Below are 26712 nucleotides of genomic sequence, written 5' to 3'. Positions count from 1 at the left end.
TGCCGTTTCCGGCAACGACTCCCTGACGCTTAACGCAGATTGATGATGGTCTGCGTGATCGCACTTTCGGTTTCGATGGTCTTGGCGTTGGCCTGGTAGTTGCGCTGCGCCACGATCAGGTTGACCAGCTGATCGGACAGTTCGACGTTGGAGTCTTCCAGAGCGCCTGATTGCAGGCTGCCCAAAGTACCGCTTTTCGGCGTTCCTATTACCGGCTCGCCCGATTCAGAAGACTGTACCCAGGCCGTTTTACCTACCGGCGTCAAACCCTGCATGTTGGCAAAGTTAGCCAGAACCAGTTGCCCCTGAATCTTGGTTTGCCCATTGGTATAGCGCGCGAAGAGCTGACCGGTTTCATCTATCTGCAAGCCAGCCAGTTCGCCCGTGCTGTACCCATCCTGCACCACCTTGGCGACCGAGAAGGTACTGTTGAACTGGGTAGAGCCGCGGAAATCGAATTTGATCGCAGCACTGGCGGCAGACCCATTAGGCGCCCAGGTCGTACCTTCAGCGTTGGTCGGTGCAGCGGGCACCCAGCCATTCATATTGATAGAACCATCAGGAGCAACCGTAAGCCCAGCGCTCAAGTTAGCCGGATCAATGGTCTGCATTTTACCGGACGAATCGAACGTCACCCCAGCCGATAGCGCCTGAGTGCTGGTCGGATCCAACGGATTACGCCCGTCGACCAAGATCTTCACATCCCAGTTATTCGCCCCAGTCTTCACAAAATACTGAGTAAAGGAGTGCGCATTACCCTGAGCATCAAAGATATTGACCGAGGTAGAGCGGTTGTAGCTGGTCGGATCGGCCGGATTGAACGAAGCATTCGCCGCAGTTGTGCCTGCCGTTGCGCCTGCCGCATTCGCAGCTGCGAGCTCCGCAGGAGTAGCCGCCGCAGTAGCTGCCGCAATTTCAGCAGGAGTCGGATTAGGGTTACCGGGCAAAAGCACGCCATTGAAGGCAGTCTGATAGGCCGTATCGTAGGCGCTCTGACGTAATACCGGCACAGCTTCAGTGGAGTTCAGGTTGAAGGGCTGAGTGATGGTACTGGTCGAACGCGGCGCCTGACTGGCCGTTTCCACTTTCAGGTTGCTGATGATGCCATTCTGCAGGTTGCCATTGGCATCCACACTGTAACCCTGAAGGTTGTGCCCAAAGTTGTTGACGATAAAACCTTCACGGTCAGTGCCAAAATAGCCGGCACGGGTGTAACTGATATCGCCATTATTGCTGGTACGGAAAAAGCCGCTGCCGTTGATGGCCAGATCCAGCGAGTTCTGTGTGTAATTGATATTGCCCTGACTGAACAGCTGGGATACATCACTGAGCAGCACGCCACTACCAATCGGATTGGAGCCGCTGCTAAGCATCGACGAAGCGTACAAGTCAGCGAACTCGGCACGCGACTGCTTGAAGCCAGCCGTACCGGCGTTGGCGATGTTGTTACCTGTCACGTTGAGGTCACTGGTTGCAGCACGCAGGCCGCTAAGACCGATATTGAACGACATGAAAATTCTCCTTGCCGAAGCTCGGCAGCTAAAGCCTGTTAATTACTGACCAATGACCTGCACCTGCGACAACGGCACATTGCCGATACCCGCCAGGTTGAGCATCAACTCATTGCCGCCCAAGGTGACGCTGTCGACGTTGGCCGGCAGCAATGTGTAAAGCCCTTTGGTCTCATTGCCGTAAGTGGCCTGAGCCTCGAACTTGTAAGTTCCCGGTTTCATGACGTTGCCGCTTGAATCCTTACCATCCCAGATGAAGCTGACGTTGCCGGCCTGCTGTTCGCCCAGATTGATACGACTGACCACCGCACCGGCACTGTCGTAAACGTTGACGTATACGTTGCTGCTGCTGGTCGGTAGTACGGCACTGGCCTTGAAGCTTTCACTGGTATCGACCACCGCCTTATCGACCGGCACGATGACCTTGCGCCCAACCAATGAAGAAGCCTGCAGCGCCTGCGAGGACTGATAGCCCGAGAGGATGGTTTCCATGCTCGAGTTGAGCTTTTCAACCCCCTCCACGGTACTGAACTGCGCCAGCTGAGCGATGAACTCGCCATTGCCCTGAGGCTCCAGCGGGTTCTGATTGTTAAGCTGCGCCACCAGCAGGTTGAGAAACTGGTCCTTGCCCAGCTCCTTGTTCTGCGTGCTGTCCTGCTTGACCTGATACTTGTCCAGTACGGAACTGGAGCCGACGCCATCAACGGTGCTCATCGCTCACTCCTGGCTCACTGGCCCAAGGTCAATACGCGCTGCATCATCTGCTTGGCGGTATTCATCATTTCTACGTTGGTCTGGAAGGCACGACTGGCGGAAATCATGTCCGCCATTTCCTCGACCACGTTGACGTTGGGGTAATAAACGTAACCCTTCTCGTCCGCTGCCGGGTGATTGGGCTCATAACGCGGCATCAGACTGCTCTGATCCTCAACGATCCCCAGCACCTGAACGCCGGCGCCCGAGTTGTCCTGATCGGCAAACAGCGAGCCGTTATTGCCGCCCTGGGCATTCTGGAACACGGTGGCGAACACCGGGTGGCGCGCGCGATAGGTCTGATCGACGCTCGAGGAGACGGTCTCGGCGTTGGCAATGTTGCTGGAGATAGTATTGAGGCGAGTACTCTGGGCACTCATACCGGTTCCGGCGATATTGAAAACACTGGTGAGGGACATATCAGGCTCCTTTATTCACCACGCAGGGCGCTGACGAGCCCTTTGAATTTACTGTTGAGCAGCGTGAAGCTGGTTTGGAAGGCCACCGCATTCTCGGCGTAATTGGCCTGCTCGACCTGCGCATCCACAGTGTTCTGATCGATCGAAGGCGCGGTTGGCGTACGGTATGCTAGCGAAGCGTCGCCCATTGGCACGCCTTCTGCTGCGATATGGCGGCTATTGGTGGTTCTCAAGCCCGTGTTGCCGCTCCCGCTGCTCTTTGCAGCCTGCTGCGCTAACACCGACGCGAAATCCAGGTCACGCGCCTTGTAGTTGGGGGTGTCGGCGTTGGCCATGTTATTGGCCAGCACTTCGGCACGCTGCGCGCGAAAACCCAGCGCCTTCTCGTGAATACCAAGTGCACTATCGAAACTGATGCTCATCTCAGGGACCTTTGCCGTAACGGCTAGCCTGTTTGCCTGCAGAGCTAACAGCAAAGCACGTGCCAATTTATTTTTTTACTTATAAATCAGTTAGATCACTGAAAAGCAGGGCATTCGAGGTACACGAGCGGCAAAGCTTTTCCGCCGCTAGGCAAAGTAGGAACGGCAATCTGAACGCTGGATTGCCGCTTTTCTGACGCGGTGGTGACAGAAGGCTGTCAGCCATAAAACAAAACGGGAGGCCATGGCCTCCCGTTATTTCTAAAAAACCTTTGATCACTTGGCTTTGTAGATGATCCCAGGACTGCACTGAACCATTTGGTATTTCTCGGGCAACCCGTTAAGCGCCTCCGAGGCTCCAAGGAACAAGTATCCACCTGGCTTGAGCATGGCGTGGATGCGCGTGAGGATGTCCTTCTTCACTTCCGCCGAGAAGTAGATCAGCACGTTGCGGCAGAACACGATATCGAACTTGCCAAGACTGGCGTAACTGTCAAGCAGGTTCAGCGGGCGGAACTCCACACGGCTCTTAATGGCCGGTTTGACCACCCAGCGCCCAGGCCCTTTAGGATCGAAATAGCGTTGTAGCCGCTCCTGAGCAAGCCCGCGCCCCATGGCAAGGCTATCATACTCGCCCGACTTGCAGTTGTTCAGCATGGTGGGCGACAGATCGGTCGCGACGATCTGAATCCCGGCCTTGAGCTGGCCCACATTGCTGCGCTCGAACTCATCAATACTCATCGACAGCGAGTAAGGCTCCTGCCCCGAGGAGCAGGCGGCTGACCAGATGCGCAGGCGCTGCCCTGGATAAGCCTTGATCAACTCAGGCAATACGCGATTCTTCAGCACCTCGAAGGGATAGGTGTCACGAAACCACAGGGTTTCATTGGTCGTCATCGCATCGACCACCTGCTCGCGCAAGCCACTACGCGGCTGACTTTGCATGCGCTGCACCAGCTCACCCAATGTCTTGATTCCGTTGGTCTCCATCAGCTTATTCAACCGACTGGAAACCAGGTATTGCTTGTTGCTGCCAAGCACGATGCCACAGGCCTTTTCCAGAAAGATCCGGAATTGCTCAAAATCCAAATTACCTGAAGACACTCGTGAGGCCTCGCCCATCTATTCCATTGATTGCGCCGAGCGCTCCGAGAAGCGCTAGACGAGTTAGCTGGCAAAATCTGCCAGCTTTTTTAACGCTGCCACGATCAGCCGGCCTTGATGCGATCCACGACTCGTGAAGCCAGATCATCCGGACGGAATTTTGCCAGGAAGTCATTGGCCCCTACTTTCTTCACCATTGCCTGGTTGAATACGCCGGACAGCGAAGTATGCAGCAGAATGTGCAGCTTCTGCATGCGTGCATCAGCACGAATCGCTGCCGTCAGGGTATAACCATCCATTTCCGGCATCTCGATATCGGAAATGATCATCAGCAATTCCTGCTCGGGCGACTTGCCCTCAGCGACCATGGCCTGCAGGTAATCGAGCGCCTGACGGCCATCGTTCAGCGCCGTGACCTCCACACCGACCGTCTGCAGGCAGCGCATCACCTGCTTACGGGCCACCGAGGAATCATCGACGATCAGCACGTGCTGGCTGACAGCCTTGGTCTGCACTTCGACATCGATCACCCCAGCCGAAATAACCTCGGAGGTCGGCGCCACCTCGGCAAGAATCTTCTCGACATCAATGATCTCGACCAGTTTCTCATCCAGCCGGGTAACGGCTGTCAGATAATGATCACGCCCAGTACCCTTGGGTGGCGGATGGATCTCTTCCCAGTTCATATTGACGATGCGCTCCACCGAGCGGACCAGGAAGCCCTGAACCTTGGTGTTGTACTCAGTGATGATCACGAAGCTGCCATTAAGGTCAGCGAGCGGGCGCTTGCCAGTGGCGATAGACAGATCCAGGATCGGAATCGTGCCACCGCGAATGTTGGCCACGCCGCGAACCACGTGGCTCGACTTGGGCATAATGGTGAGTTTCGGACATTGCAACACCTCCTTCACCTTGAAGACGTTGATCCCGTACAGCTGAGGGCCGTCGAGACGAAACAACAGCAGTTCCAGGCGATTTTGCCCAACCAGCTGAGTTCGCTGGTTGACCGAATCCATCACACCGGCCATGTACGGGCTCCCAAGATTCCAGTAACACATCAGATTTGGTTAGCGTAGCAGGCGGCACGCGCCTTGCTACGAACCAGACATGAATGTACGAATGACAATTATCCGACGCGCGATGGCCAAAAGCCTTCGTTGCCTGGCAGTTTTACCTGCTTTGCTGGCGCTCGGCTATAGCACGCTGACAACTGCCTCCGTCACCCTGCCCGATCAGCTTATCGGCGAGACCCAGCGCTTTCTTGAGCAGGCAGTTGCAGACTATTTGCAGCGCAGCAATATTCAGGCGCGCTATGAGGTGCAGATCAATCGCCTCGACCCCCGCCTGCGCCTGCCTTTATGCGATCAGCCGCTGACGATCAACCTGGAAACGCCGGCCGAACCCATCGGCCGGGTGACTATGCGTGTACGCTGCGATGGCGCCTCCCCCTGGACCGTATTCGTTCCCGGCCAGGTGCGCCTCTACCGCGAAGTGGTCACCGTGACCCGACCTATCAAGCGCGAGGGTGTGCTCGGCGAGGGCGACCTGATGCTCGCCGAGCGCGATGTCGGCCTGCTCAACCAGGGCTACATGATCGACCTGGAGCAGGCGGTCGGTCGCAAGACGACTCGAGCTTTGCAGCCGGACCAGGTACTGTCGCCTACATTCATCCGCCAGGCGGAAGTCATCCGCCGCGGCGATCAGGTGGTGATCAGCGCACGCAGCGGTGGCATCAACGTACGCATGCCCGGCGAAGCGCTTTCCGATGGCGCCGTTGGCAAGCAGATCAGCGTGCGCAACCAGAGCTCGCAACGCGTGGTGCGCGCAAGGGTTACCGGCCCTGGGCAGGTGGAAGTATCGATGTGAGAACCGGCTCGGCCAATGGACTGGCTGACGGGCGAACGAGGCTGATTTAGACTGTGCAAGCGACGCAATTTTTTTGCCTAAAGTTTTTCCGGGCACAGCCGACACTCTAGGCAAGCGTCCACACACCGTTAGAGGTTTTGCACCATGGTCATCGACTTCAACCGACTCAACAGCTCCACGCCAGCCAGCACCAGCCGTGCCGGCGGTACTCAGGCCGGCAAGAACGAAGCCATCGACAACAAGGCTGCCGGCAATACCGCTACAACTCAGCAGAGCACCGCCAGCGGCAAGAGCGGCGAGTCCGTACAGCTGAGTAGCGAAGCACAACAGTTGCAGAAAACCGTCGACAAGCTGCGTGACCAGCCGGCCGTCGACAGTGACCGAGTAGCCAAGCTGAAACAGGCCGTTGCTGACGGCAGCTATCAGGTCGATAGTCAGCGCGTCGCCAGCAAGCTGCTCAATTTCGAATCCCAGCGCTAGCTTCCGGCTCGCACTGGGGTGTTGGACGCCCGGAAACCGACTTACGCCCGTCCGCTTCCATAGCAGATGCGCGCCTAGCGGTTCCCCCCAGAGAGCCAGAACCATGAACATCACGCCCCTGCTCGATCTGTTCAACGAGGATATCGGCCACGCAGCGCAACTGCTTGAGCTGATCGACGCCGAATATGAAGCCCTTGGCGAGCATGACCTGAGCAAGTTGCAGGACATTCTAGCGAGCAAACAGCCCCTGCTTGCTACCCTCGACCAACACGGCAAAGGCCGTACACAAGCCCTAATCAGTCTGCAACTGAGCCCTGATCGCGCAGGCTTGAAAGCGCTTGCCGAACGTTCGGACAAAGGTGACGAACTGATCCAGGCCAGCGAACAGTTGAGCGAGCTGCTCGAACGCTGTCAGGAAGCCAATTTACGTAACGGCCGAGTTATTCGTAGCAGCCAGAATTCCACTGCCAGCATGCTCGGTATTTTGCGCGGCAGCGAAACACCGTCACTCTATGACAGCAGCGGTGGTACCGCTAAAATCGGCAACAAGCGCCCGCTCAGCCAGGCCTGACATAACGACAAGATGCGTGGTGATGCAACATCGCATTACCCGACGCAGCAGTACCTTGCCCCGGAGATCACTGGACCGTGTCCAACCCCTTCGCTCAGGACTGTGGCCCGCAACCCCCCAAGGTGCTCAAGGCACCTGTGGAGATCGTTGCCAACCTACGTCTGCTGCAACAACACCATGACCCTCTGATCCTGACCTTTCAGGATCGCAACCAGCGTTTCCAGAGCTTTGTCATCGAAATCGACCGGGACCGCAACCTGCTGATTCTCGACGAGATGATCCCCAGTGACGGCGAACGCTACCTGCAAAATGGCGAAGCCTTCAGCGTCGAATCGCTGCATGACGGCGTACGCATCGCCTGGGACTGCCCAATGGGCATGCGCGTAAGCGAACGTGATGGAGAGCGCTGCTATCTCGGCACAATTCCTGCCGAGGTGCATTACCACCAGCGCCGCAATGCCTTCCGCGCCGCAGTCAAGCAATCGGAACAGGTCAAGGTGCAGCTCAGTGGTACGCGGCTGCGCGCGCCGCTCGAAGGCCTGATGCTGGACATCTCGGCATCAGGGTGCAAGATCCGCCTCGCCGGTGATGCCACCAAACAGCTGCAGGCTGGGCAGATCTACGAGGTTTTCTGTGCACAGCTGCCGGTCGGCAAACTGGAAACGGCCATCGAGCTGCGTCACGCCCGCTATGACGACAAGCTCGATATCACCTTTGCGGGCCTGCACTTCGAGAGTCTCAGCGGCCTGCAACAGCGCCTGATCGAACGTTTCGTCTACCAACTGCAGCGCGAAGCCCGTCGCTTCGAAAGCGACGGGTTTCTGTAAGACCGTCAAACATCATGCCTATGGCGCGGTAGCAGGAGGCTCGGAGCCTTCAGCCGGAGTGGCGGCATCATCCAATTCGGTCGCCACAGGCTCCTGCATCTGCTCCTGCACAACCTGCTCATCAACACGCGGATCGAGCGCCGCTACCAGCGGTGATGCGGTCATGTTCACCGGCATGGCCACGTGCTGCAGCGGAGCATCGTCGACCTGGTGCAGGTGTGTGACGATGTTCGAGCGCACGCGCCAGACCAAGAACAGGCCGCACAGGCAGAAGAACGCGTACAGCATGTTGGCCCCGAAGAAGCGCATCAGCACACCGACCAACAGTGGCCCGATACAGGCGCCAACCCCAAAAGTGACCAGCAACATGGCAGTCAGCGATACGCGTCGATCAGTTTCGACGTGGTCGTTGGCGAACGCCACAGCCAGTGGATAGAGGCTGAATTGCAACATGCTGACGATGAAGCCTACCGAGATCAGCAGCAACAGAGGCGCTTCGGAGAGAACGGCCAGGGGTGAGGCCACCAGTAGCAGTGCAGCCGACATGCCGCGGATCAATTTGACCCGGTCGAAGCGATCCGAGAGCCAGCCCAAAGGTGCCTGCACCACCAGCCCGGCGAGAATGCAACAGCCCATGAAGATACCCACCTGCTCGGTGGCTAGCCCCATTTCTGCCGCATACAGCGGCGCCAAGCCGTAAAAGGAACCGATCATCAGGCCCGCAACGCCGATAGTGGTGAGTGACAACGGTACACGGCGAAAGAAGAAGCGCATTTCCAATGGCGCGGGTCGCAGGGGCGCTGGGTGCAGGCGACGAGTCAGCGCCACCGGCACCAGACACAGGGCGAACGACAGGGCCACCAGCATCAGCAGTTCCAGGCCCAGCGTCGGGTGCACCACCAGCACCAGCTGCCCGAGCACCAGGCCCAGGTAGGACGCAGCCATGTAGCCGGCGAAGACCAAGCCACGCTGCTTGGTTTCCGCCTGTTCGTTGAGCCAGCTCTCGATCACCATGTACTGACACATCATGCCCAGGCCGACCAGCACACGCAGTACGAGCCATGCTGGCAGCCAGTCGAGCAAACCATGGCCGAGCACAGCCGCCGTCACCACCCCCGCGCAGGCCACATAGGCGCGAATATGCCCTACCCGGGCGATCAGCCGGTGACCGATCTTGCCGCCCAATACCAGGCCGAAATAGTTAGCCGCCATCAGCGCACCAGCCCAGACACCCTCGCCGGACTCGGCCAGGCGCAGGGCCAGATAGGTACTCAGCAGGCCGGAGCCCAACAGCATCAGGACAGTGGCGATGTAGAGAGAACTGAAGGATTTCCAGATCAAGCGCATTGGACTGCAACAACTCCTTGTACCAGCTTCACCGAGCCGGCCTATGTTCGACGGGCGACCAGACGAGTCGCCCTGCACCCAAGGCAACCAAGCTGATGCTGTGCCATATGGATGGTGCGCATCAGGCACAGTTCACTCATTCCTGACCTCGCTTGGGCAATTGGCAATGCCTAGTCGACGGCCCTGCTCTCCAGAATCGCCAGCCGCTCTTCCAGTGCGCTGATCCTTGCTTCGAGCGCTTCCAGACGATCCGATGCCCCGTCACCAGGCGACTCCTGGCGCTGTGCGCGCTGCTGCAGCTGCGCCTGCAACTGTTCCGGATCACCCAGCAGTTGTGCATAACGATCTTCGCGCTGCCCAGCCTGGCGACCGACCTGGACCACGAGCTGTCGGCCGATCATTCGCTCGAGATGGTGCTGCACCTGCTGAGCGTCGTCGAACTCGTACTGGCGACAGCTTCGCGCCAGCAGTTCGCCGGTCGTCTGCGGCCCACGTAGCAGCAACAGGCCAAGCAAAGTCACCTGCGGGGCCACCAACTCGAGCGCCTTGTCGATTCGATGCTCCCAGCGATCGGCTCGGCTGCCCATCACCAGCTTCACGAAGCCTCGTTCTTCCAGATTCCGCAGCCCCTGCCCTACCGCCCCTTGAGTCAGGTTCATCAATGGATCACGGCTGGTTTTCTGATTGCAGGCGAGCACCAGCGCATTGAGCGTCAGCGGGTAGGCCTCGGGGGTCGTGGCCTGCTTTTCGATCAGGCAGCCCAGAATGCGCGCTTCAGCGGCGCTCAGCGGAGAAGTGTCGTGGGAATCTTCAGTCATGTCGCTCACCCGGCCTGGAGGTTGCACCTAGGGTAGCCCGAGTGCAGTGAAGATGACATGAGTGAAAGAGATTTTGTCGTCATGCAAGTCGCTGATTTTCAAGACGCAAAAAATCAATATTCGCACGACAAAGCAAATGAGAACTATTTTTATTGACTAGAAACCGAGAATGACTATTATCTACATCACCAGCCGAGAGGCTGGTTGGATAATCTGAATGCATCCTGGTCGGACGCTTCCAGTTTATCTCCTCATCAGGCTAATCACGGTTATTGACCCGGCTTTTGCCGGGTCTTTTTTTGCCTGCCATTCCCGACGACCCACCCTTACAGGTTGTCACATGCGGCCTCGGAATATCGGCTCTCGGCGATTTTTCTTTATCAGGCTAACGCAAACTGATGACACGATAGATGTCAGGATCGAAGCGTGCGGATCATGGCGTCCCCTGCTGGAATCGAACCAGCATCTAGCCCTTAGGAGGGGCTTATTCTATCCGTTGAACTAAGGAGACCCGTTTGATCCGGCACCCTTGAGGGCGCCGGCCGGCATGTTACCCAGCGCACGCGAATTTGTCATGTCAGCGCAGCAACTCAGGCGGCCGGCTCAAACAGCCTGACGACTACCGCTTGGCCGGCCTTCAGCCTTTCCTGCAACTGCCGCTCCTGGGCCCGCGCACGCTCAACTGCCTTTTCCTTGACGTGCCCGTAACCGCGGATTTGCTCAGGCAGTTCGGCAATGGCCAGCGCGGTGTCGTAGTTGCCGGCATCGAGTGCTTCGAGCAATTGGTCAATGCTGCGCTCGTAGTCGCCGATCAAGGCGTGCTCCAACTTGCGCTCCTCGCTATGCCCGAACGGATCCAGCCAGGTACCTCGCAGTACGCGCAACTTTGCCAGTACCCTGAAGGCACCAAGCACCCACGGCCCAAAGCTACGTTTGCGCGGCTCTCCGGTTACTGGATCAGGGCGACTCAGCCAGGACGGCGCCAGGTGGAAATGCAAGCGGAAATCACCCTGGAACTGCGCATGCAGCCCCTCGCTGAACGCCGCGTCGCTGTATAGCCGTGCCACCTCGTACTCGTCCTTGTAGGCCAGAAGCTTGAAGTAATAGCGCGCCACAGCCTCGGTCAGACGCTGCTGCGGATCACTGTCACGTGCTCGGACGCGGCCGACCAACTGACGATAGCGCTCGGCATAGCGGGCATTCTGATAGGCAGTCAGCCGTGCGACGCGGTCTTCGATGACTTCATCGAGCGTGCTGCAGAGCTTGCTGTCATCTCCCTGCGGGCGAACCAGACGCTCGATGGCGGCAGCATCGTATGCGGCACGCCGCCCCCACAGGAAAGCCTGCTGGTTAAACTCGACCGCCACGTTGTTCAACTCGATGGCCTTGTCGATGGCCTGCGCGCTGATCGGCACCAGGCCTTTCTGGTAGGCGTAGCCGAGCATAAACAGGTTGGTGGCGATACTGTCACCAAGCAGGCGGGTCGCCAGGCTCGTTGCATCGACGAACCAGGTTTTCTCGGCCCCTACCGCGTCGATAAGCGCCTGGCGCATCGCCGGCCCCGGCACCTGGGCGTCGGGATTACGGGTAAATTCCGCCGTGGCGGCTTCGTGATCGTTGATAACTGCGTGGGAGACCTTCTCGTTGAGCTTAGCCAGTGCGTCTTCGCCGGCCGCCACCACCAAGTCGCAGCCGATCAGCAGGTCGGCTTCACCCGCGGCAATCCGCACGGCGTAGATGTCATCCTGCCGGGCCGCGATGCGCACATGGGTGTTCACCGGCCCGAACTTCTGCGCCAGCCCCGCCTGGTCGAGCACTGTACAACCCTTGCTCTCCAGATGAGCTGCCATACCCAACAGAGCGCCCACGGTGGTCACGCCACTGCCGCCGACGCCGGGCAGGAGGATGTTCCAGGGTCTGTCCAGGGTAGGCTGCCGCGGCTCCGGCAAGGCAACGAACAGCGCGCCGACTCCGAGTGCCTGGGGCTGGCGCAGCTGACCGCCGTGCACGGTAACGAAACTGGGGCAGAAGCCATCCAGACAACTGAAATCCTTGTTGCAGGCGTTCTGGTCAATTTCCCGCTTGCGCCCCAGTTCGGTTTCCAGAGGCAGTACCGACAGGCAGTTGGATTTCACGCTGCAGTCGCCGCAGCCTTCGCATACCGCCGCATTGATAAAGGCGCGCTTGGCAGGATCGACCAGTTTGCCGCGCTTGCGCCGCCGGCGCTTTTCGGTCGCGCAGGTCTGGTCGTAGATGATCACCGACACGCCCCTGAACTCGCGCAGCTCGCGCTGCACTGCATCGAGCTCACGGCGATGATGGAAGCTGGTGATCGGCGCGAAGGTCGAGCGGCTCGGATACTTGTCCGGCTCGTCACTCACCACCGCGATGCGTTTTACCCCCTCGGCGAGTACCTGCTGGCTCAGCTGATCGACCCGTAATTCGCCGTCCACCGGCTGCCCACCGGTCATGGCCACCGCATCGTTATAGAGAATCTTGTAGGTGATATTCACCCCAGCTGCAACGGCCGCCCTTAGCGCCAGGTGTCCGGAGTGGAAATAGGTGCCGTCCCCCAGGTTCTGGAACACATGAGGCGTGTCGGTGAACGGCGCCTGACCGATCCAGGTCACCCCTTCACCGCCCATCTGGGTGAAGGTCTCGGTACTACGGTCCATCCACTGGGTCATGTAATGACAACCAATGCCGCCCATAGCTCGGCTACCTTCAGGCACCTTGGTCGAGCTGTTATGCGGACAGCCCGAGCAGAAATGCGGGGTTCGCACGGTGTTGTAGCTGCGTGCTGCCAGAGCCTTTTCCTTGGCATCGAGAAACTTCAGGCGCGCCTCGATCACTTCACTGGTGTAGATGGGCGCCAGACGCCGCGCAATGACCCGGGCAATCATTGCAGGGGTCAACTCACCCAGATTAGGCAGTAGCGACTCGCCCTGCTCATCGAACTCGCCAACCACCCGGGGGCGCTTTCCGACCGGCCAGTTGTAGAGTTGTCCAGTCAGCTGATCTTCGATGATGCTGCGCTTCTCCTCGACAACCAGAATCTCGTCCAGCCCCTCGGCAAATGCATGCACGGAAACCGGCTCTAGCGGCCAGCTCATGCCGATTTTCAGCACACGCAATCCGATCTGTGCGCAGAGTGATTCGTCCAGGCCCAAGTCATCAAGTGCCTGGCGTACGTCGAGATAGGATTTGCCGGTGGTGATGATCCCCAAGCGCGGATTGGGCGAATCGAGCATCACCTTGTTCAAGCCGTTGGCATGGGCGAAAGCGCGGGCCGCATAAATCTTGTAGACGTTGAGGCGCTTCTCTTGGGCCAGGGGTGGATCCGGCCAGCGAATGTGCACGCCGTCCTCGGGCAACTCAAAATCATCGGGGATCACGACCTTGATGCGCTGCGGATCGACATCCACCACCGCGGAGGAATCGACGTTTTCGGCAATGGTCTTCAGCGCTACCCAGCAGCCGCTGTACCGCGACAGCTCCCAGCCGATGATGCCGTAGTCGAGGATTTCCTGAACGTTGGCCGGGTTGAGCACTGGCATCGACGCAGCGATAAAGGCGTGTTCGCTCTGGTGAGCGATGGTAGAAGACTTGCAGCCGTGATCGTCACCGGCCAGCACCAGCACGCCGCCATGGGCCGACACACCGGCGGAGTTGCCGTGCTTGAACACGTCGCCGCTGCGATCGACACCAGGGCCCTTGCCGTACCACATGGCGAATACGCCGTCGTAGCGCGCGCCGGGAAACAGATTGGTCTGCTGGCTGCCCCAGACCGCCGTGGCGCCGAGTTCCTCGTTGACCCCGGGCTGGAAATGTATGGCGTTCTGCTGCAGAAACTCGCGGGCCTCCCAAAGACTCTTGTCCAGCCCACCCAGTGGCGAGCCGCGGTAGCCGGAAATGAAGCAGGCGGTATTGAGCCCGGCGGCGGTATCACGCTGCTTCTGCAGCATGGGCAGGCGGGTCAGCGCCTGGGTCCCGGTGAGGTACAAATGGCCCGTCGCGAGACGGTATTTGTCGTCCAGACGGATTTCGGCCAGAGACATAAGACGGCGCTCCTGTTGTTTTTATAGCGACCTACTCAGGTGACACGGTTAATCACCTGCCTACATCCGCCAGGATCACTGTGTGGATGTCTGCCTTAAGCATAGACCGGAGTGCGGCGATTTTTTCCTTCCCATTCATGCCGCCAACGCCAATACTGCGCATGAACGTTTCGAAAATAATCACAAAGGAGAAACGAACATGCACGAACCTCTGAGTGCCATCGACCGGCGGATTCTTCGCCTGATGCAACGCAACGCCGACCTCAGCGCGGCTGAAATTGCCAAGAAGGTGGAGCTGTCTCAGTCGCCCTGCTGGCGTCGCATCAATCGTCTGCAGGAGGAAGGCTTTATCGAGCGCAAGGTGGCGTTGCTCAGCCACAAGCGTCTCGGCTTCACCATCACGGTGTTCGTCAGCATCAAATTATCCGCCCATGGCCGCAGCAATCTGGACGAATTCGAACGGGCGATCGCCGGTTATCCCGAGGTCATCGAGTGCTACACCATGGCGGGCAGTTCGGACTATCTACTCAAGGTCGTAGCCCGCGATATCGCCAGTTACGAGCGTTTTCTACGCGACCAATTGCTGCAGCGTCCCCATGTGCAGGAGGCTCATTCGGGCATCGCCATGAGTGAAGTCAAGCGCACCACTGAACTGCCCCTGGACTAAAACAAATTCAAGGTCATGCATTTTGCAATACGCCAATGTGTGCACCTTGCAACATGCACGAGAAAGCACCGCCAAATCAATTTTAACTAATTGATTTTAAAGGATTTTTTTTGAATTAAATCCTGGCACGGGAACTGCTCTTTCCCTCGCATAGAATTCCGAATGCGAGAACCCCGCCCATGAACAGCCTCATCGCACTGGCTACCGCTATCGCCCTGACCCTGCTTGCAGGAGCCGCATTCGCCAACTTTCAGAACAACCAGCAACAGGCAACCGCCATGCAACTGGTTCAGCAGATGCGTGCCACCCCGGTGCAGTTCGAACATGCTGCGAAAGTCGAGCCTGGCCAATTCGTCGCCAAACCGCTGACCACCGCTGATTGGCAACCTCGCGCCCAACAGCGCTTTACCTTCTGAGTACTGGCCATGTGGAGCGTATTCTTCCCCGGTTTCGTACTACTACTGGCCATTGTTACCTGTGCCGCCATCTGGATGATCGACGGCCTCTCGGATCGAGTTCCGCCGCGCAGCTCCAATGACGAGCACAACGGCCCCCACGATCCTTTTTTCTGAAGGCAACCTTGCCGCGCGAGGAGAGCATGATGTCCAAACCAGCTGTGTTGTTTCTGCTGATCGCGGTTCTGTCCGTTGGCCTGTTGGTCTTGCCCGAACAGGCTCAATGGCTCACGTCGACCGCCAAGATTACCCTGGCGATGAGCAGCGTCGCGCTGGCCGTCGCCCTGCTGATCGGCAAGCGGGTCAAGTTCGACCCGATTCTGCGCTAAAACGCGAGTAACGTTCTGGCTTGCTGCTCAGCTAGTGGCTGTCGATAAGCTGGAGCAGCCTCTCCACCGTCTCGTCGAGACTGCCGGAGTTATCCAGGCGAATGATGCGCTGATCGGCCTCCATGAAAGCGCTGCCGCTCAGCTCAGCACTTCGTGCCAGCCGCGCTTCGATCTGATCCACATCCTCCCGCGCTCGAGCAAGAAGGCGTTTTCTCAGGATGGCTGGCTCGACCTGAAGCAGAACGGCAAGCAGATCGGGGTAATTGCTGCGAGCCTCATCCAGATAACCGCGCGAGCCGTTTACGATCACCTGGTAACCATCGGCCAGCCATTCTTCGATTTCCCTAGGAATCCCGTAAGCCAAGCCATTGGCACGCCAGACCATGGCGAAATCGCCAACACGTTCACGCTCGCCGAACTCCCGAGGCGACACGGAAATAGCCTCCTCGCCCATCGCCTCGGCTGAGCGAGTGATGACCCGTCGCGCTATGCGACAGCGACTCCCCTCAAGGCATTGCTTCAAGTGCTGCAGCACGCTGTCCTTACCGGCACCGGAAGGCCCCATCAGGTAGATCAGCCTGCCAGCATTCATTCACATACCTCGCCGAGATTGATGCGATGCGCAGCCGATCACAGCTGCAGAGGATCTCAATCATAAGCAATTGGTACCGTGCCGACGCTAAATCATGCGCAAGTGCATAGAAAACGCATTTTTTATCTCGATTACTAACGAAAATCGTTAAAGGCGGCCCACTGCCATCCACAATAAATGCGACGCTGCGCGCAATCGGAATCAATTCCGACAACTTGTGCTGGCATAAAGCCGGTACTCGGTACAGAATACGACACGTAATTGGCGTCAAATATCTGATGGCAAGAAGTACGATCACCAGACAAAATGCCGACGTTGTTGAACGGCAGACGCGAAAGATGGTCAGAACCTGACTTTCCGTAGCTTTATGCCATTACAGCTTCGTTTCCCTGAACTTATTTGGTTGATGTATGCGCCCTATGAAACAGGCTATCTACTCCAGCCGTACGGCTGACAAGTTCGTCGTTCGGTTGCCCGACGGTATGCGCGAGCGCATCGCTGACGTGGCCCGCCAACACCACCGCAGCATGAACTCCGAAATCATCGCTCGCCTGGAGCAAAGCATGCTTCAGGAAGGTGTATTGGACGACGCGCTCGGCGCGCGCCTCGACAGCCCCGAGCTGTCGCTGCACGAACGCGAACTGCTGCAGCGCTTCCGCCAGCTCTCGCGCCGCCAGCAGAACGCCCTCGTTGCACTGATCGCACACGATGCCGAAATGGCCGCCGGTAACGACGACTGATTCGGCACGGGCAAAAAATCGCAGCAAGCGATACCGAGCGTCTTTCGACGCCCGTAAGTGATCATCAGGCAATAAAAAACCGGCTCAATGCCGGTTTTTTATTGCCTGCAAGCTGGGCGACTAGAGTAGGAACAGTGATGCTAGCCCAAGGAAAATGAAGAAACCGCCACTGTCGGTGACTGCGGTGATCATCACGCTGGAACCCATCGCCGGGTCACGCCCGACACGCACCAGGGTCATGGGAATCAACACGCCCATCAGCGCAGCCAGCAACAGATTAAGCGTCATCGCTGCGGTCATCACCACACCCAACGACCAGCTGTCATACAACCCGTAGGCGACGGCACCAATTACCCCGCCCCATACCAGACCATTGATAAGCGCTACGCCCAGCTCCTTGCGAATCAACCGCGAGGTATTGCCTGTACTGACCTGGTCGAGCGCCATGGCACGCACGATCATGGTAATGGTCTGGTTGCCCGAGTTGCCGCCGATACCGGCAACGATGGGCATCAGCGCCGCCAAGGCAACCAGCTTCTCGATGGAACCCTCGAACAAGCCGATGACGCGCGAGGCCATGAACGCCGTGATCAGGTTGATGGCCAGCCAGGACCAGCGGTTGCGAACCGACTTCCAGACTGAGGCGAAGATGTCTTCCTCCTCGCGCAGACCGGCCATGTTGAGGACTTCGCTTTCGCTCTCCTCTCGAATCAGGTCAACCATCTCATCGATGGTAAGACGGCCGATCAGCTTGCCGTTCTTATCGACCACGGGCGCCGAAATGAGGTTGTAACGCTCGAAGGCCTGGGCCGCATCGTAGGCATCCTCATCAGGGTGAAAGCTGACCGGGTCGTTGGCCATGACCTCGGCAACCTGCTTGTCCGGATCATTGACCAGCAAGCGCTTGATCGACAGCACCCCCTTGAGGACGCCGTCATAATCGACGACGAACAGCTTGTCGGTATGCCCCGGCAACTCCTTGAGACGACGCAGGTAGCGCAGCACCACTTCGAGACTGACATCCTCGCGGATGGTCACCATTTCGAAGTCCATCAGCGCACCGACCTGTTCCTCTTCATAGGAAAGCGCAGAACGCACTCGCTCGCGCTGCTGGGCATCAAGGGTTTCCATGAGTTCGTGCACGACATCGCGCGGCAGCTCCGAGGCCAGGTCGGCGAGCTCATCGGCGTCCATCTCCTTGGCGGCCGCGAGGATCTCGTGATCCTCCATGTCGGCCAGCAGGGTTTCCCGGACGGCGTCGGAAACTTCGAGCAGGATGTCACCATCGCGGTCGGCCTTGACCAACTGCCAGACGGCGAGACGATCTTCCAGCGGCAGGGCTTCGAGGATGTAGGCGACGTCGGCCGGGTGCAGGTCGTCGAGCTTACGCTGCAGTTCGGTGAGGTTCTGTCGATGCACCAGACCTTCGACGCGGTCGTGGTGCGGGCCTTCCTGGCGATGGGTCAGGTCTTCGACCAGCCTGTGCCGCTGCAACAGCTCGACGACCTGAGCGAGTCGATCCTGCAGGCTTTCTTGCGGCTTCTTGGCTTCTACTTCGGTCATGGCACACTCCGCCCCCAGCGGCGGCGCGCGCCAGCGAGGGTCAATCAGTCAATACGTGATTGCACACTTGGAATTCTGAGTTACTACTGGGTAAGTCCATGGAAGGTATCCACAAGCCCCGGCGGGGCTGACGGAGCGAATAATAACATGCCAATCGCTTGAGTACGTGACAAAGCCATGGCAAGACAAGCGCTTGCAGCATTTTCTTGAGCGCATTCGCACGAGTCCGAAGATGCGACGCCACCAATCCAGCGCAGGACACCTGGCAGCCAGGAGTCACTGAACTAAGCTTTCCTAGCACACGTCAGGGAGGACGCCACCATGCACTGGACCCACTGCGCAACCGTCTGCGCCATCTTGCTCTACCCTATTCCAACATTGGCCTCGAGCGTGTTTCGCTGCGAAGACGCCAATGGCCATATCACCTTCACCAAACACGGCTGCACTGAAAACCAGCAACAGCAGGAGCAGCGCGCCCACAATCCAAGACCGGGAAGCGGCGCAGCCGTTCCATTGGCGTCGCCCAGAGCAAGTAACACCACCGCCAGCTCACGCAGCAACGAGAGCACCCTGACTATCGTCGGCGACCAGCAGGACGGCTGCGATAACGCCGTTATCGGCAACGCCCGGCGCGAAGCGATAATTAGAAAACAAGTGCGCGCCGGGATGACGCGCAGCGATGTAGAAAGCGCCCTGGGTAAGCCCGAACGCGTCACCAAGCGCAACGGCCAGACCACCTACCACTACGCCAGCAAACACAACAGCGAGCGACGCACGGTGACGTTCGATCAGAACGACTGCGTGGCGGGCAAACGCTGAGGTAAAAATGTCAGGCAAAGAAAAAGGGCCTGCATCGCTGCAGGCCCTTTTGGTGTGGCGGACTCAGGAGGATTCGAACCTCCGACCGCTCGGTTCGTAGCCGAGTACTCTATCCAGCTGAGCTATGAGTCCGTGTGGCGCTTTTAGACCAGATCACCGCTGGTTGAAACAAAATGGCCTGCATTGCTGCAAGCCACCAATATGGCGGACTCAGGAGGATTCGAACCTCCGACCGCTCGGTTCGTAGCCGAGTACTCTATCCAGCTGAGCTATGAGTCCGTTGGTGTTTTTATACCAGATCACCTCTGGTTGTTTGCCAGCCCGATAAAACCCGGCTTGCCAAATAATGGCGGAGAAGGGGGGATTCGAACCCCCGACACCCTTTTGAGGTGTACTCCCTTAGCAGGGGAGCGCCTTCGGCCACTCGGCCACCTCTCCGCAACACGGGGCGCATGATAAACATGTTTTCCCCGTTTGCAAACCAAAATTTTGAGAAAAATTAATGGTTTGGTTCTTCGCCCTTCTCTTTCTGGATGCGCTGGTAAATCTCTTCGCGGTGAACGGCGACTTCCTTCGGCGCGTTGACGCCAATCCGCACCTGATTACCTTTAACACCCAATACGGTGACGGTGACTTCGTCACCCACCATCAGGGTCTCTCCGACCCGGCGAGTCAGAATCAGCATTCCTTTCTCCTTACGGATTCAATTTCGGACAACAAGTCTGCAAACGTAAAAAGCGCCGGCCGGACGCGAAAGCAACAGGCCAGCACTCAAGTATTGACCAGTACGGACGGAAGGAAAGTTCCACCAACACCAACCAAAACAACAAAAGGCGCGGGTAGCCGCGCCTTTTGCAGAATGCCTCAGTCGCCCTGACGGGCCGGGGCATCGAGTTCGAACGCAGTGTGCAGGGCGCGCACCGCCAATTCCAGATATTTCTCTTCGATGACCACCGAGACCTTGATCTCGGACGTGGAGATCATCTGGATGTTGATGTTCTCCTTGGCCAGCGCTTCGAACATACGGCTGGCCACACCAGCATGGGAACGCATACCCACGCCGACGATGGACACCTTGGCGATGTTAACGTCTCCGACCACTTCGCGAGCACCGAGTTCGCGTGCAGTGGCTTCGAGCACCTGCTGAGCGTTCTGGTAATCGTTGCGGTGGACGGTGAAAGTGAAATCGGTGGTGTTATCGTGCGCGACATTCTGCACGATCATGTCCACTTCGATGTTGGCGGAGCTGATCGGGCCGAGAATCTTGAACGCAACGCCCGGCAGGTCAGGCACGCCACGGATGGTCAGCTTGGCTTCGTCGCGATTGAAGGCGATGCCGGAGATGATCGGCTGTTCCATGGATTCCTCTTCATCAAGGGTAATGAGGGTGCCCGGACCCTCCTGGAAGCTGTGCAGAACGCGCAGCGGGACGTTGTACTTGCCGGCGAATTCCACCGAGCGGATTTGCAGCACTTTCGAACCGAGGCTGGCCATTTCCAGCATCTCTTCGAAGGTGATCTTCTCCAGGCGCTGAGCCTTGGGCACCACGCGCGGGTCGGTGGTGTAAACGCCATCGACGTCGGTGTAGATCTGGCACTCATCGGCTTTCAGGGCAGCGGCAAGGGCCACGCCGGTGGTGTCGGAGCCGCCGCGGCCGAGGGTGGTGATGTTGCCCTGCTCGTCCACGCCCTGGAAGCCGGCAACCACCACCACGCGACCGGCCTTGAGGTCGGCGCGAATATTGGTGTCGTCGATGCTCAGAATACGTGCCTTGGTGTGCGCGCTGTCGGTCAGGATGCGCACCTGGCTGCCGGTGTAGGACACCGCCGGCACGCCACGTTTGATCAGCGCCATGGCCAGCAGCGCGATGGTCACCTGCTCACCGGTGGAGACCATGACGTCGAGTTCGCGCGCGATCGGCTGGTCGTCGCTGATCTGCTTGGCCAGGTCGATAAGACGATTGGTCTCGCCGCTCATAGCGGACACGACGACGACGATGTCATCGCCCTTCTCGCGGAATTTCTTCACCTTTTCGGCGACCTGTGCGATTCGCTCGACGGTGCCGACGGAGGTACCGCCGAATTTCTGTACGATCAAAGCCATTTCAAAGCTGCCTCAGCCCGTGAAGGGCGCCCATTAAACAGACAACACCACCGCACACCACCGCGCCGTTCGCCGGGCATGGCGGGCGACGCGGTCACGCTTGAGTTACGGGCCTCAGAGGCCCTGCTCGACGAACGGGCCGACCAGCGCCAGGGCACCATCGAGCGCGGCCACATCGACCCCGCCGCCCTGCGCCATGTCCGGACGACCACCGCCCTTGCCGCCTACGGCTGCAGCGGCCTGTTTCATCAGGTCGCCGGCCTTCAGCTTGGCGGTCAGATCCTGGGTCACGCCAGCCACCAGCACGACCTTGTCGTCCTGCACGCCGCCGAGCAGGATCACCGCACTGCCGAGCTTGTTCTTCAGTTGATCGACCAACGCCAGCAGGCCTTTGCCGTCCAAACCATCGATGCGCGCGCTGAGCGTTTTCACGCCCTTGACGTCCACGGCCGAGCCGGCCAGGTCGCTGCCCGCCGCACTGGCGGCCTTGGCCTTGAGCTGCTCGAGCTCCTTTTCCAGCTGACGATTGCGATCGATCACCGCCGCGAGCTTGTCGAGCAGGTTGTCGCGGCTACCCTTGACCAGGCTCGCGGCCTCTTTCAACTGTTCTTCGGCACCGTTCAGGTAGGCGAATGCCGCTGCGCCGGTGACCGCTTCGATACGGCGCACGCCGGCCGCCACACCGCCTTCGCTGACGATCTTGAACACGCCGATATCGCCGGTACGGTTGGCGTGGATGCCGCCGCATAGCTCGACCGAAAAGCCGTCGCCCATGGTCAGCACGCGCACGCTGTCGCCGTACTTCTCGCCGAACAGCGCCATGGCGCCCTTGGCCTTGGCGCTCTCGATGTCCATCTCCTCGGTCTGCACCGGGGTGTTGCGACGCACTTCGCGGTTAACGATCTTTTCCAGCTCCTTGAGCTGCTCGGGCTTGATCGCTTCGAAGTGGCTGAAGTCGAAACGCAGGCGCTGGCTGTCGACCAGCGAGCCTTTCTGCTGCACGTGCTCGCCGAGCACCTGGCGCAGCGCGGCGTGCAGCAGGTGCGTAGCGGAGTGATTGAGGCCGGTGGCGGTACGCACCGAGGCATCCACCTCGGCGTTGATGGTGGCGCCGACGCTCAGGCTGCCCTTGCTGACCACGCCATGGTGCAGCCACGCGCCGCCCACCTTGGTGGTGTCGCGCACGTCGAAGCGCACGCCCGGGCCTTCGAGGAAGCCGCAGTCACCGATCTGGCCACCGGACTCGGCGTAGAACGGCGTCTGGTCGAGCACCACCACGCCCTCCTCGCCTTCGTTCAGGGTATCGACGGGCTGGCCATCGCGCAGCAGAACCAGCAGTTCGCCACTGGCGACGGTGGCGCTGTAGCCGAGGAAGCGGGTGTCCTTGTCGACCTTGACCACGCTGTTGTAGTCCATGCCGAACGAGCTGGCGGAGCGGGCGCGCACGCGCTGGGCTTCCATCTCACGCTCGAAGCCGGCCTCGTCGAGGGTCAGCTCGCGCTCACGGGCGATGTCGCCGGTCAGGTCCATCGGGAAGCCGTAGGTGTCATACAGTTTGAAGATCACTTCGCCGGGGATGACCGAGCCTTGCAGCTCGGCCAGATCCTGCTCGAGGATCTTCAGGCCCTGCTCCAGGGTCTTGGCGAACTGCTCTTCTTCGGTTTTCAGCACGCGCTCGATGTGCGCCTGCTGCTGTTTCAGTTCGGGGAAGGCTTCGCCCATCTCGCTGGCCAGGGCCGCGACGATCTTGTGGAAGAAGCTGCCCTTGGCACCCAGCTTGTTGCCATGGCGGCAGGCACGACGAATGATGCGGCGCAGCACGTAGCCGCGGCCTTCGTTGGATGGCGTAACGCCGTCGGCGATCAGGAAGCTGCAGGAGCGAATGTGGTCCGCCACCACTTTCAGCGAGGCATCACCGTTGTTGGCGCAGCCAATGGCCTGGGCGCTGGCAGCCAGCAGGCTCTGGAACAGGTCGATCTCGTAGTTGGAGTTGACGTGCTGCAGCACGGCGCTGATGCGCTCCAGGCCCATGCCGGTGTCCACGCTCGGCGCCGGCAGCGGGTGCAGCACGCCGTCTGCGGTGCGGTTGAACTGCATGAACACGTTGTTCCAGATCTCGATGTAACGGTCGCCGTCTTCTTCAGGCGAGCCGGGTGGGCCGCCCCAGATATGCTCGCCGTGGTCGAAGAAGATTTCGGTGCACGGGCCGCATGGGCCGGTATCGCCCATGGTCCAGAAGTTGTCGGACGCGTACGGCGCGCCCTTGTTGTCGCCGATGCGGATCATCCGCTCGGCCGGTACCCCGACTTCCTTGTTCCAGATGTCGTAGGCCTCGTCATCGGTGGCGTACACCGTGACCCAGAGCTTGTCCTTGGGCAGTTTCAGCCACTTGTCGCCGGTCAAAAATTCCCAGGCGAAGTGGATGGCATCACGCTTGAAATAGTCGCCAAAGCTGAAGTTGCCGAGCATTTCGAAGAAGGTGTGGTGACGCGCGGTATAACCGACGTTTTCCAGGTCGTTGTGCTTGCCACCGGCGCGTACGCACTTCTGGCTGGTGGCGGCGCGGGTATAGGCGCGCTTTTCCAGGCCCAGGAAGCAGTCCTTGAACTGGTTCATGCCGGCGTTGGTGAACAGCAACGTGGGGTCGTTGTTCGGAATCAGGGAGCTGGAAGCGACACGGGTGTGCCCCTTCTCTTCGAAGAAGCTCAGGAAAGCTTCACGGATTTCTGCGCTTTTCATTGGCAATTTCCAGGAAAACAGGCGGCCACGGCAGAGCCGGCAAAAGCCCGCATTATATCGGGCTTGTCCGCGGCGGCTAGGGCATGGGCTGAATTATTTGCAGGCGGCGCGATAGTCGGAAAACACTGGGCCGCAGCGGCCAGGCCACTGCCTGGCGCTGCACGTCGGCCATCTCAGGCGCGGAAGGCGGCGAAGGCTTCGATCACCTGAGCCATGGCGCCGGCATCGACATCCAGGTGGGTGACCATGCGCAGGCGTGGCGCGGCGCTCAGGCGAATGCCGCGCTCGGCACAGAAGGCCTTCAGGGCCGCGGCACGCTCGCCGACCTGCACGTAGACCATGTTGGTCTGCACCGGCTCGACCGAATAGCCCAGCTCGCGCAGGCCGGCCGCCAGGGAATCGGCATTGGCGTGATCCTCGACCAGACGCGCGACCTGATGATCCAGCGCGTACAGCCCGGCCGCCGCCAGCATGCCGGCCTGGCGCATACCGCCACCGACCATCTTGCGCAGGCGGCGCGCCTTGGCGATCAGCGCCTCGCTGCCGCACAGCACCGAGCCGACCGGAGCGCCCAGCCCTTTGGACAGGCACACCGACACCGAATCGAAATGCTGAGTGATTTCCCGCGCTTCGACGCCCTGGCAGACCGCCGCATTGAACAGCCGTGCGCCGTCCAGATGCAGTGCCAGGTCCTTATTGCGCGTGAAGGCGCGAGCCTCGGCCAGATACTCCAGCGGCAGCACCTTGCCCTGCATGGTGTTTTCCAGGGCCAGCAGGCGGGTGCGGGCGAAGTGGAAGTCGTCCTGCTTGATCGCCGCCTCGACCCGGTCAAGATCCAGGGAGCCATCGAACTCCATGTCCAGCGGCTGGGGCTGGATGGAGCCCAGCACCGCCGCGCCACCACCTTCGTATTTGTAGGTGTGCGCCTGCTGACCGACGATATATTCGTCACCACGTTCGCAGTGGGCCATCAGGCCGAGCAGGTTGCTCATGGTGCCGGTGGGCACGAACAACGCCGCGGCAAAGCCAAGATCCCGCGCCAGGCGCTGCTCCAGCCGGTTGACGGTGGGGTCTTCGCCGTACACGTCATCGCCTAGTTCGGCGGCCAGCATCGCTTCGCGCATGCCGGCGGTGGGTTGGGTCACGGTGTCGCTACGCAGATCGATGATGGGCATGGGCACTCCTGTGCATGCAGGGCAATGGCTAGTCCAGCAGTGACGCATCGGCCGGCACGATCAGAATGCCGGCGCGCTGGCCGTTGTGGACCTTGGGATTGGGAAAGATGATGCGTGCGCCCTGCTCTTCCACCACCCAGCGGCTGTTGGCCAGGTCTTCGGCGAGCAGATAGCCAGGCTCCAGTTCGGTGAAATTTTCCACGTCGGCAGGCAAGTGCAGAACGAAGGCATCGCTGTGCTTGATCAGCTCGCGGGAGAAGGCGAACAGCTTGAGGCGCTCGACGGCGCGCTCTTCGATCAGCGGCTCATGGCCTTCGATCAGCGCCTGCAGACGCAACTCGAGGCGATCCAGATTGACCAGCTCGTTGTGGCCGAACGGCCTGGCCTTGCCCAGCTCGAGGGTGAAGGCTTCGGCGCCCAGCTCGACATAAGTGTAGGCGCTGAAGGTGGTCGAGGGTTTGCTTTGCAGCAGCACCGCATCGATACCGGCGGCCTGTAGCCGCGCGCACTCGCGGCGCGACTGGCGACGCCCCTCGGCCCAGGGGTAAAGAGCGAACTGCTCGATGCGCGAGGCGCGGATCGCCGTGTGCAGGTCGTAATGCAGGCGTTCGCGGCCAGAGTCGACGAAGAACGACGACGACAGGTGTTCCAGTTCACAGGCGCGCATCGCCTCGCCGCCACTGCTCAGCTCATGGCGGCCGCTGAACAGGCGGTTGATGTCCTGCTCGACGAAACGCTCGCCACGGCGCATCGCTGCGGGGTTGCCGAACAGCAGCAGCACGCGGGCGCGCGGCTGCAACTCGCTGCGCGCGATGCGCCGCAACAGGCGGTCGAGCAATTCGATCGGCGCAGTCTCGTTGCCGTGGATGCCCGCGGACAGCAACAGGTCCATGCCGTTGTCGCGCCCGCAGGCCGGGGTAATTTCGAGGGCGCCCTCGGCCAGCCAGCGCAAGCGCGTACCCTGCGGCGTCAACTGGATCTTCGAGGCCGGCTCATGGCCGGTCAGGGTCAGTTCGAGCAGTTTGCCGAGGGCGAGCATGGGCGTTCCTCAGTGATTGCAGTCCGGGCCATGGACATGGTCGTCGTCGGCGCCGTCATCGGCCGGCTCCATTTCCAGTTCCAGGCTGACCAGGTTGGTGGCCAGCGGACGCAGCAGCAGGTTGGCGTATTCGCTATCACCTTCGGCGACATCTACGCCGATCATCAGTTGGCCGTTGCCGACCTGCTGAATCCACACTTCCTTGCCCTGCCACATTACGGCAAAACGGGTGCACGAGGTTTCCAGCTGGGTGCCGTCGGCGTCTTCGAGAATCAGTTGCAGGGCGTCGCTCATGGTTACTCCATCATGGTTGGC

At 59.7% G+C, this 26712-nt stretch carries 26 protein-coding genes and 4 tRNA genes; 9 read left to right on the top strand and 21 right to left on the bottom strand.

What is annotated here, in order from left to right:
* Nucleotides 1-29: 29 nt before the first annotated feature.
* The 6 genes from PVA39_RS20090 to PVA39_RS20065 form a co-directional block, all read right to left on the bottom strand.
* Complete coding sequence (locus PVA39_RS20090) at nt 30-1511, bottom strand: flagellar hook protein FlgE (protein ID WP_093502125.1); 1482 nt, start codon at nt 1509-1511, stop codon at nt 30-32.
* A 42-nt stretch (nt 1512-1553) separates the two neighbouring features.
* A complete protein-coding gene (gene flgD / locus PVA39_RS20085; protein WP_093502127.1) occupies nt 1554-2225 on the bottom strand; it encodes a flagellar hook assembly protein FlgD in 672 nt (223 codons plus the stop codon).
* A 14-nt stretch (nt 2226-2239) separates the two neighbouring features.
* Complete coding sequence (flgC, locus tag PVA39_RS20080; RefSeq protein WP_093502129.1) at nt 2240-2683, bottom strand: flagellar basal body rod protein FlgC; 444 nt, start codon at nt 2681-2683, stop codon at nt 2240-2242.
* An 11-nt stretch (nt 2684-2694) separates the two neighbouring features.
* Nucleotides 2695-3105, bottom strand: coding sequence for a flagellar basal body rod protein FlgB (flgB, locus tag PVA39_RS20075; RefSeq protein WP_093502131.1), 411 nt, complete (start codon nt 3103-3105; stop codon nt 2695-2697).
* Nucleotides 3106-3381: 276 nt separating this feature from the next.
* On the bottom strand, nt 3382-4209 hold the full coding sequence (cheR, locus tag PVA39_RS20070) for a protein-glutamate O-methyltransferase CheR (RefSeq protein WP_013792198.1): 828 nt from the start codon (nt 4207-4209) through the stop codon (nt 3382-3384).
* Between the two features lie 104 nt (nt 4210-4313).
* Nucleotides 4314-5237, bottom strand: a complete 924-nt coding sequence (locus PVA39_RS20065; protein ID WP_027910245.1) for a chemotaxis protein CheV — start codon at nt 5235-5237, stop codon at nt 4314-4316.
* Between the two features lie 79 nt (nt 5238-5316).
* Between PVA39_RS20065 and flgA the strand changes: the two genes are divergently transcribed.
* From flgA to PVA39_RS20045, 4 genes are all read left to right on the top strand, one after another.
* A complete protein-coding gene (gene flgA / locus PVA39_RS20060) occupies nt 5317-6075 on the top strand; it encodes a flagellar basal body P-ring formation chaperone FlgA (RefSeq protein ID WP_443200987.1) in 759 nt (252 codons plus the stop codon).
* 144 nt (nt 6076-6219) lie between these two features.
* A complete protein-coding gene (gene flgM / locus PVA39_RS20055) occupies nt 6220-6555 on the top strand; it encodes a flagellar biosynthesis anti-sigma factor FlgM (protein ID WP_093502135.1) in 336 nt (111 codons plus the stop codon).
* Between the two features lie 103 nt (nt 6556-6658).
* A complete protein-coding gene (locus tag PVA39_RS20050; protein ID WP_274125534.1) occupies nt 6659-7126 on the top strand; it encodes a flagella synthesis protein FlgN in 468 nt (155 codons plus the stop codon).
* Nucleotides 7127-7203: 77 nt separating this feature from the next.
* A complete protein-coding gene (locus PVA39_RS20045) occupies nt 7204-7953 on the top strand; it encodes a flagellar brake protein (RefSeq protein ID WP_274125533.1) in 750 nt (249 codons plus the stop codon).
* Between the two features lie 18 nt (nt 7954-7971).
* On the opposite strand, the gene PVA39_RS20040 is transcribed toward PVA39_RS20045, so the two are convergent.
* The 4 genes from PVA39_RS20040 to PVA39_RS20025 all read right to left on the bottom strand — a co-directional run bounded on the left by PVA39_RS20040 (nt 7972) and on the right by PVA39_RS20025 (nt 14176).
* The gene (locus PVA39_RS20040) at nt 7972-9300 is read right to left on the bottom strand and encodes an MFS transporter (RefSeq protein WP_274125532.1); all 1329 of its coding nucleotides are present in this window, start codon (nt 9298-9300) and stop codon (nt 7972-7974) included.
* A 170-nt stretch (nt 9301-9470) separates the two neighbouring features.
* Complete coding sequence (locus PVA39_RS20035; RefSeq protein WP_443200986.1) at nt 9471-10127, bottom strand: YceH family protein; 657 nt, start codon at nt 10125-10127, stop codon at nt 9471-9473.
* Between the two features lie 427 nt (nt 10128-10554).
* Nucleotides 10555-10629, bottom strand: a tRNA-Arg gene (locus PVA39_RS20030).
* Nucleotides 10630-10708: 79 nt separating this feature from the next.
* Nucleotides 10709-14176, bottom strand: a complete 3468-nt coding sequence (locus PVA39_RS20025) for an indolepyruvate ferredoxin oxidoreductase family protein (RefSeq protein ID WP_274125530.1) — start codon at nt 14174-14176, stop codon at nt 10709-10711.
* A gap of 199 nt (nt 14177-14375) precedes the next feature.
* On the opposite strand from PVA39_RS20025, the gene PVA39_RS20020 reads away from it, so the two are divergent.
* The 3 genes from PVA39_RS20020 (at nt 14376) to PVA39_RS20010 (ending at nt 15627) form a co-directional block, all read left to right on the top strand.
* Nucleotides 14376-14843: an Lrp/AsnC family transcriptional regulator gene (locus tag PVA39_RS20020; RefSeq protein ID WP_147175145.1), complete on the top strand. Its 468-nt coding sequence runs from the start codon at nt 14376-14378 to the stop codon at nt 14841-14843.
* Nucleotides 14844-15022: 179 nt separating this feature from the next.
* A complete protein-coding gene (locus PVA39_RS20015) occupies nt 15023-15259 on the top strand; it encodes a hypothetical protein (RefSeq protein ID WP_093502149.1) in 237 nt (78 codons plus the stop codon).
* 185 nt (nt 15260-15444) lie between these two features.
* Nucleotides 15445-15627: a PA3371 family protein gene (locus tag PVA39_RS20010; protein ID WP_274125529.1), complete on the top strand. Its 183-nt coding sequence runs from the start codon at nt 15445-15447 to the stop codon at nt 15625-15627.
* 31 nt (nt 15628-15658) lie between these two features.
* Here PVA39_RS20010 and phnN read toward each other — a convergent pair whose 3' ends face one another.
* Nucleotides 15659-16219 carry a phosphonate metabolism protein/1,5-bisphosphokinase (PRPP-forming) PhnN gene (gene phnN / locus PVA39_RS20005; protein ID WP_274125528.1) on the bottom strand — a complete coding sequence of 187 codons (561 nt, stop codon included), beginning with the start codon at nt 16217-16219 and terminating at the stop codon, nt 15659-15661.
* 410 nt (nt 16220-16629) lie between these two features.
* Between phnN and PVA39_RS20000 the strand changes: the two genes are divergently transcribed.
* Entirely contained in the window at nt 16630-16959 is a 330-nt protein-coding gene (locus PVA39_RS20000) for an Arc family DNA-binding protein (RefSeq protein WP_274125527.1), read from the top strand.
* A 120-nt stretch (nt 16960-17079) separates the two neighbouring features.
* Here the strand turns inward: PVA39_RS20000 and mgtE are convergent, their stop codons facing one another.
* Nucleotides 17080-18522 (bottom strand): magnesium transporter, encoded by a 1443-nt coding sequence (gene mgtE / locus PVA39_RS19995; protein WP_147175142.1) that lies wholly within the window; start codon nt 18520-18522, stop codon nt 17080-17082.
* Between the two features lie 321 nt (nt 18523-18843).
* Here mgtE and bamE point away from each other — a divergent pair, with 321 nt between their 5' ends.
* Complete coding sequence (gene bamE / locus PVA39_RS19990) at nt 18844-19341, top strand: outer membrane protein assembly factor BamE domain-containing protein (RefSeq protein WP_274125526.1); 498 nt, start codon at nt 18844-18846, stop codon at nt 19339-19341.
* Nucleotides 19342-19396: 55 nt separating this feature from the next.
* On the opposite strand, the gene PVA39_RS19985 is transcribed toward bamE, so the two are convergent.
* From PVA39_RS19985 to PVA39_RS19945, 9 genes are all read right to left on the bottom strand, one after another.
* Nucleotides 19397-19473: transfer RNA gene (locus PVA39_RS19985), tRNA-Arg, on the bottom strand.
* Nucleotides 19474-19543: 70 nt separating this feature from the next.
* Nucleotides 19544-19620 (bottom strand) — tRNA-Arg (locus PVA39_RS19980).
* A gap of 68 nt (nt 19621-19688) precedes the next feature.
* Nucleotides 19689-19779 (bottom strand) — tRNA-Ser (locus tag PVA39_RS19975).
* Between the two features lie 61 nt (nt 19780-19840).
* Entirely contained in the window at nt 19841-20026 is a 186-nt protein-coding gene (gene csrA, locus PVA39_RS19970) for a carbon storage regulator CsrA (protein WP_013792214.1), read from the bottom strand.
* 179 nt (nt 20027-20205) lie between these two features.
* On the bottom strand, nt 20206-21444 hold the full coding sequence (locus PVA39_RS19965) for an aspartate kinase (protein WP_013792215.1): 1239 nt from the start codon (nt 21442-21444) through the stop codon (nt 20206-20208).
* Between the two features lie 114 nt (nt 21445-21558).
* On the bottom strand, nt 21559-24183 hold the full coding sequence (gene alaS, locus PVA39_RS19960) for an alanine--tRNA ligase (RefSeq protein ID WP_274125525.1): 2625 nt from the start codon (nt 24181-24183) through the stop codon (nt 21559-21561).
* Between the two features lie 173 nt (nt 24184-24356).
* A complete protein-coding gene (ltaE, locus tag PVA39_RS19955) occupies nt 24357-25358 on the bottom strand; it encodes a low-specificity L-threonine aldolase (RefSeq protein ID WP_274125524.1) in 1002 nt (333 codons plus the stop codon).
* A 28-nt stretch (nt 25359-25386) separates the two neighbouring features.
* The gene (gene astE / locus PVA39_RS19950) at nt 25387-26397 is read right to left on the bottom strand and encodes a succinylglutamate desuccinylase (protein ID WP_274125523.1); all 1011 of its coding nucleotides are present in this window, start codon (nt 26395-26397) and stop codon (nt 25387-25389) included.
* Between the two features lie 9 nt (nt 26398-26406).
* On the bottom strand, nt 26407-26691 hold the full coding sequence (locus PVA39_RS19945; RefSeq protein WP_013792219.1) for a hypothetical protein: 285 nt from the start codon (nt 26689-26691) through the stop codon (nt 26407-26409).
* Nucleotides 26692-26712 lie beyond the last annotated feature (21 nt).

It is taken from the genome of Pseudomonas sp. CNPSo 3701 (assembly GCF_028674975.1).
GTDB classification, from domain to species: domain Bacteria; phylum Pseudomonadota; class Gammaproteobacteria; order Pseudomonadales; family Pseudomonadaceae; genus Aquipseudomonas; species Aquipseudomonas straminea.
The sequence above is the reverse complement of the archived record's forward strand: the minus strand, read 5'-3'. Positions and strand labels throughout refer to the sequence as shown.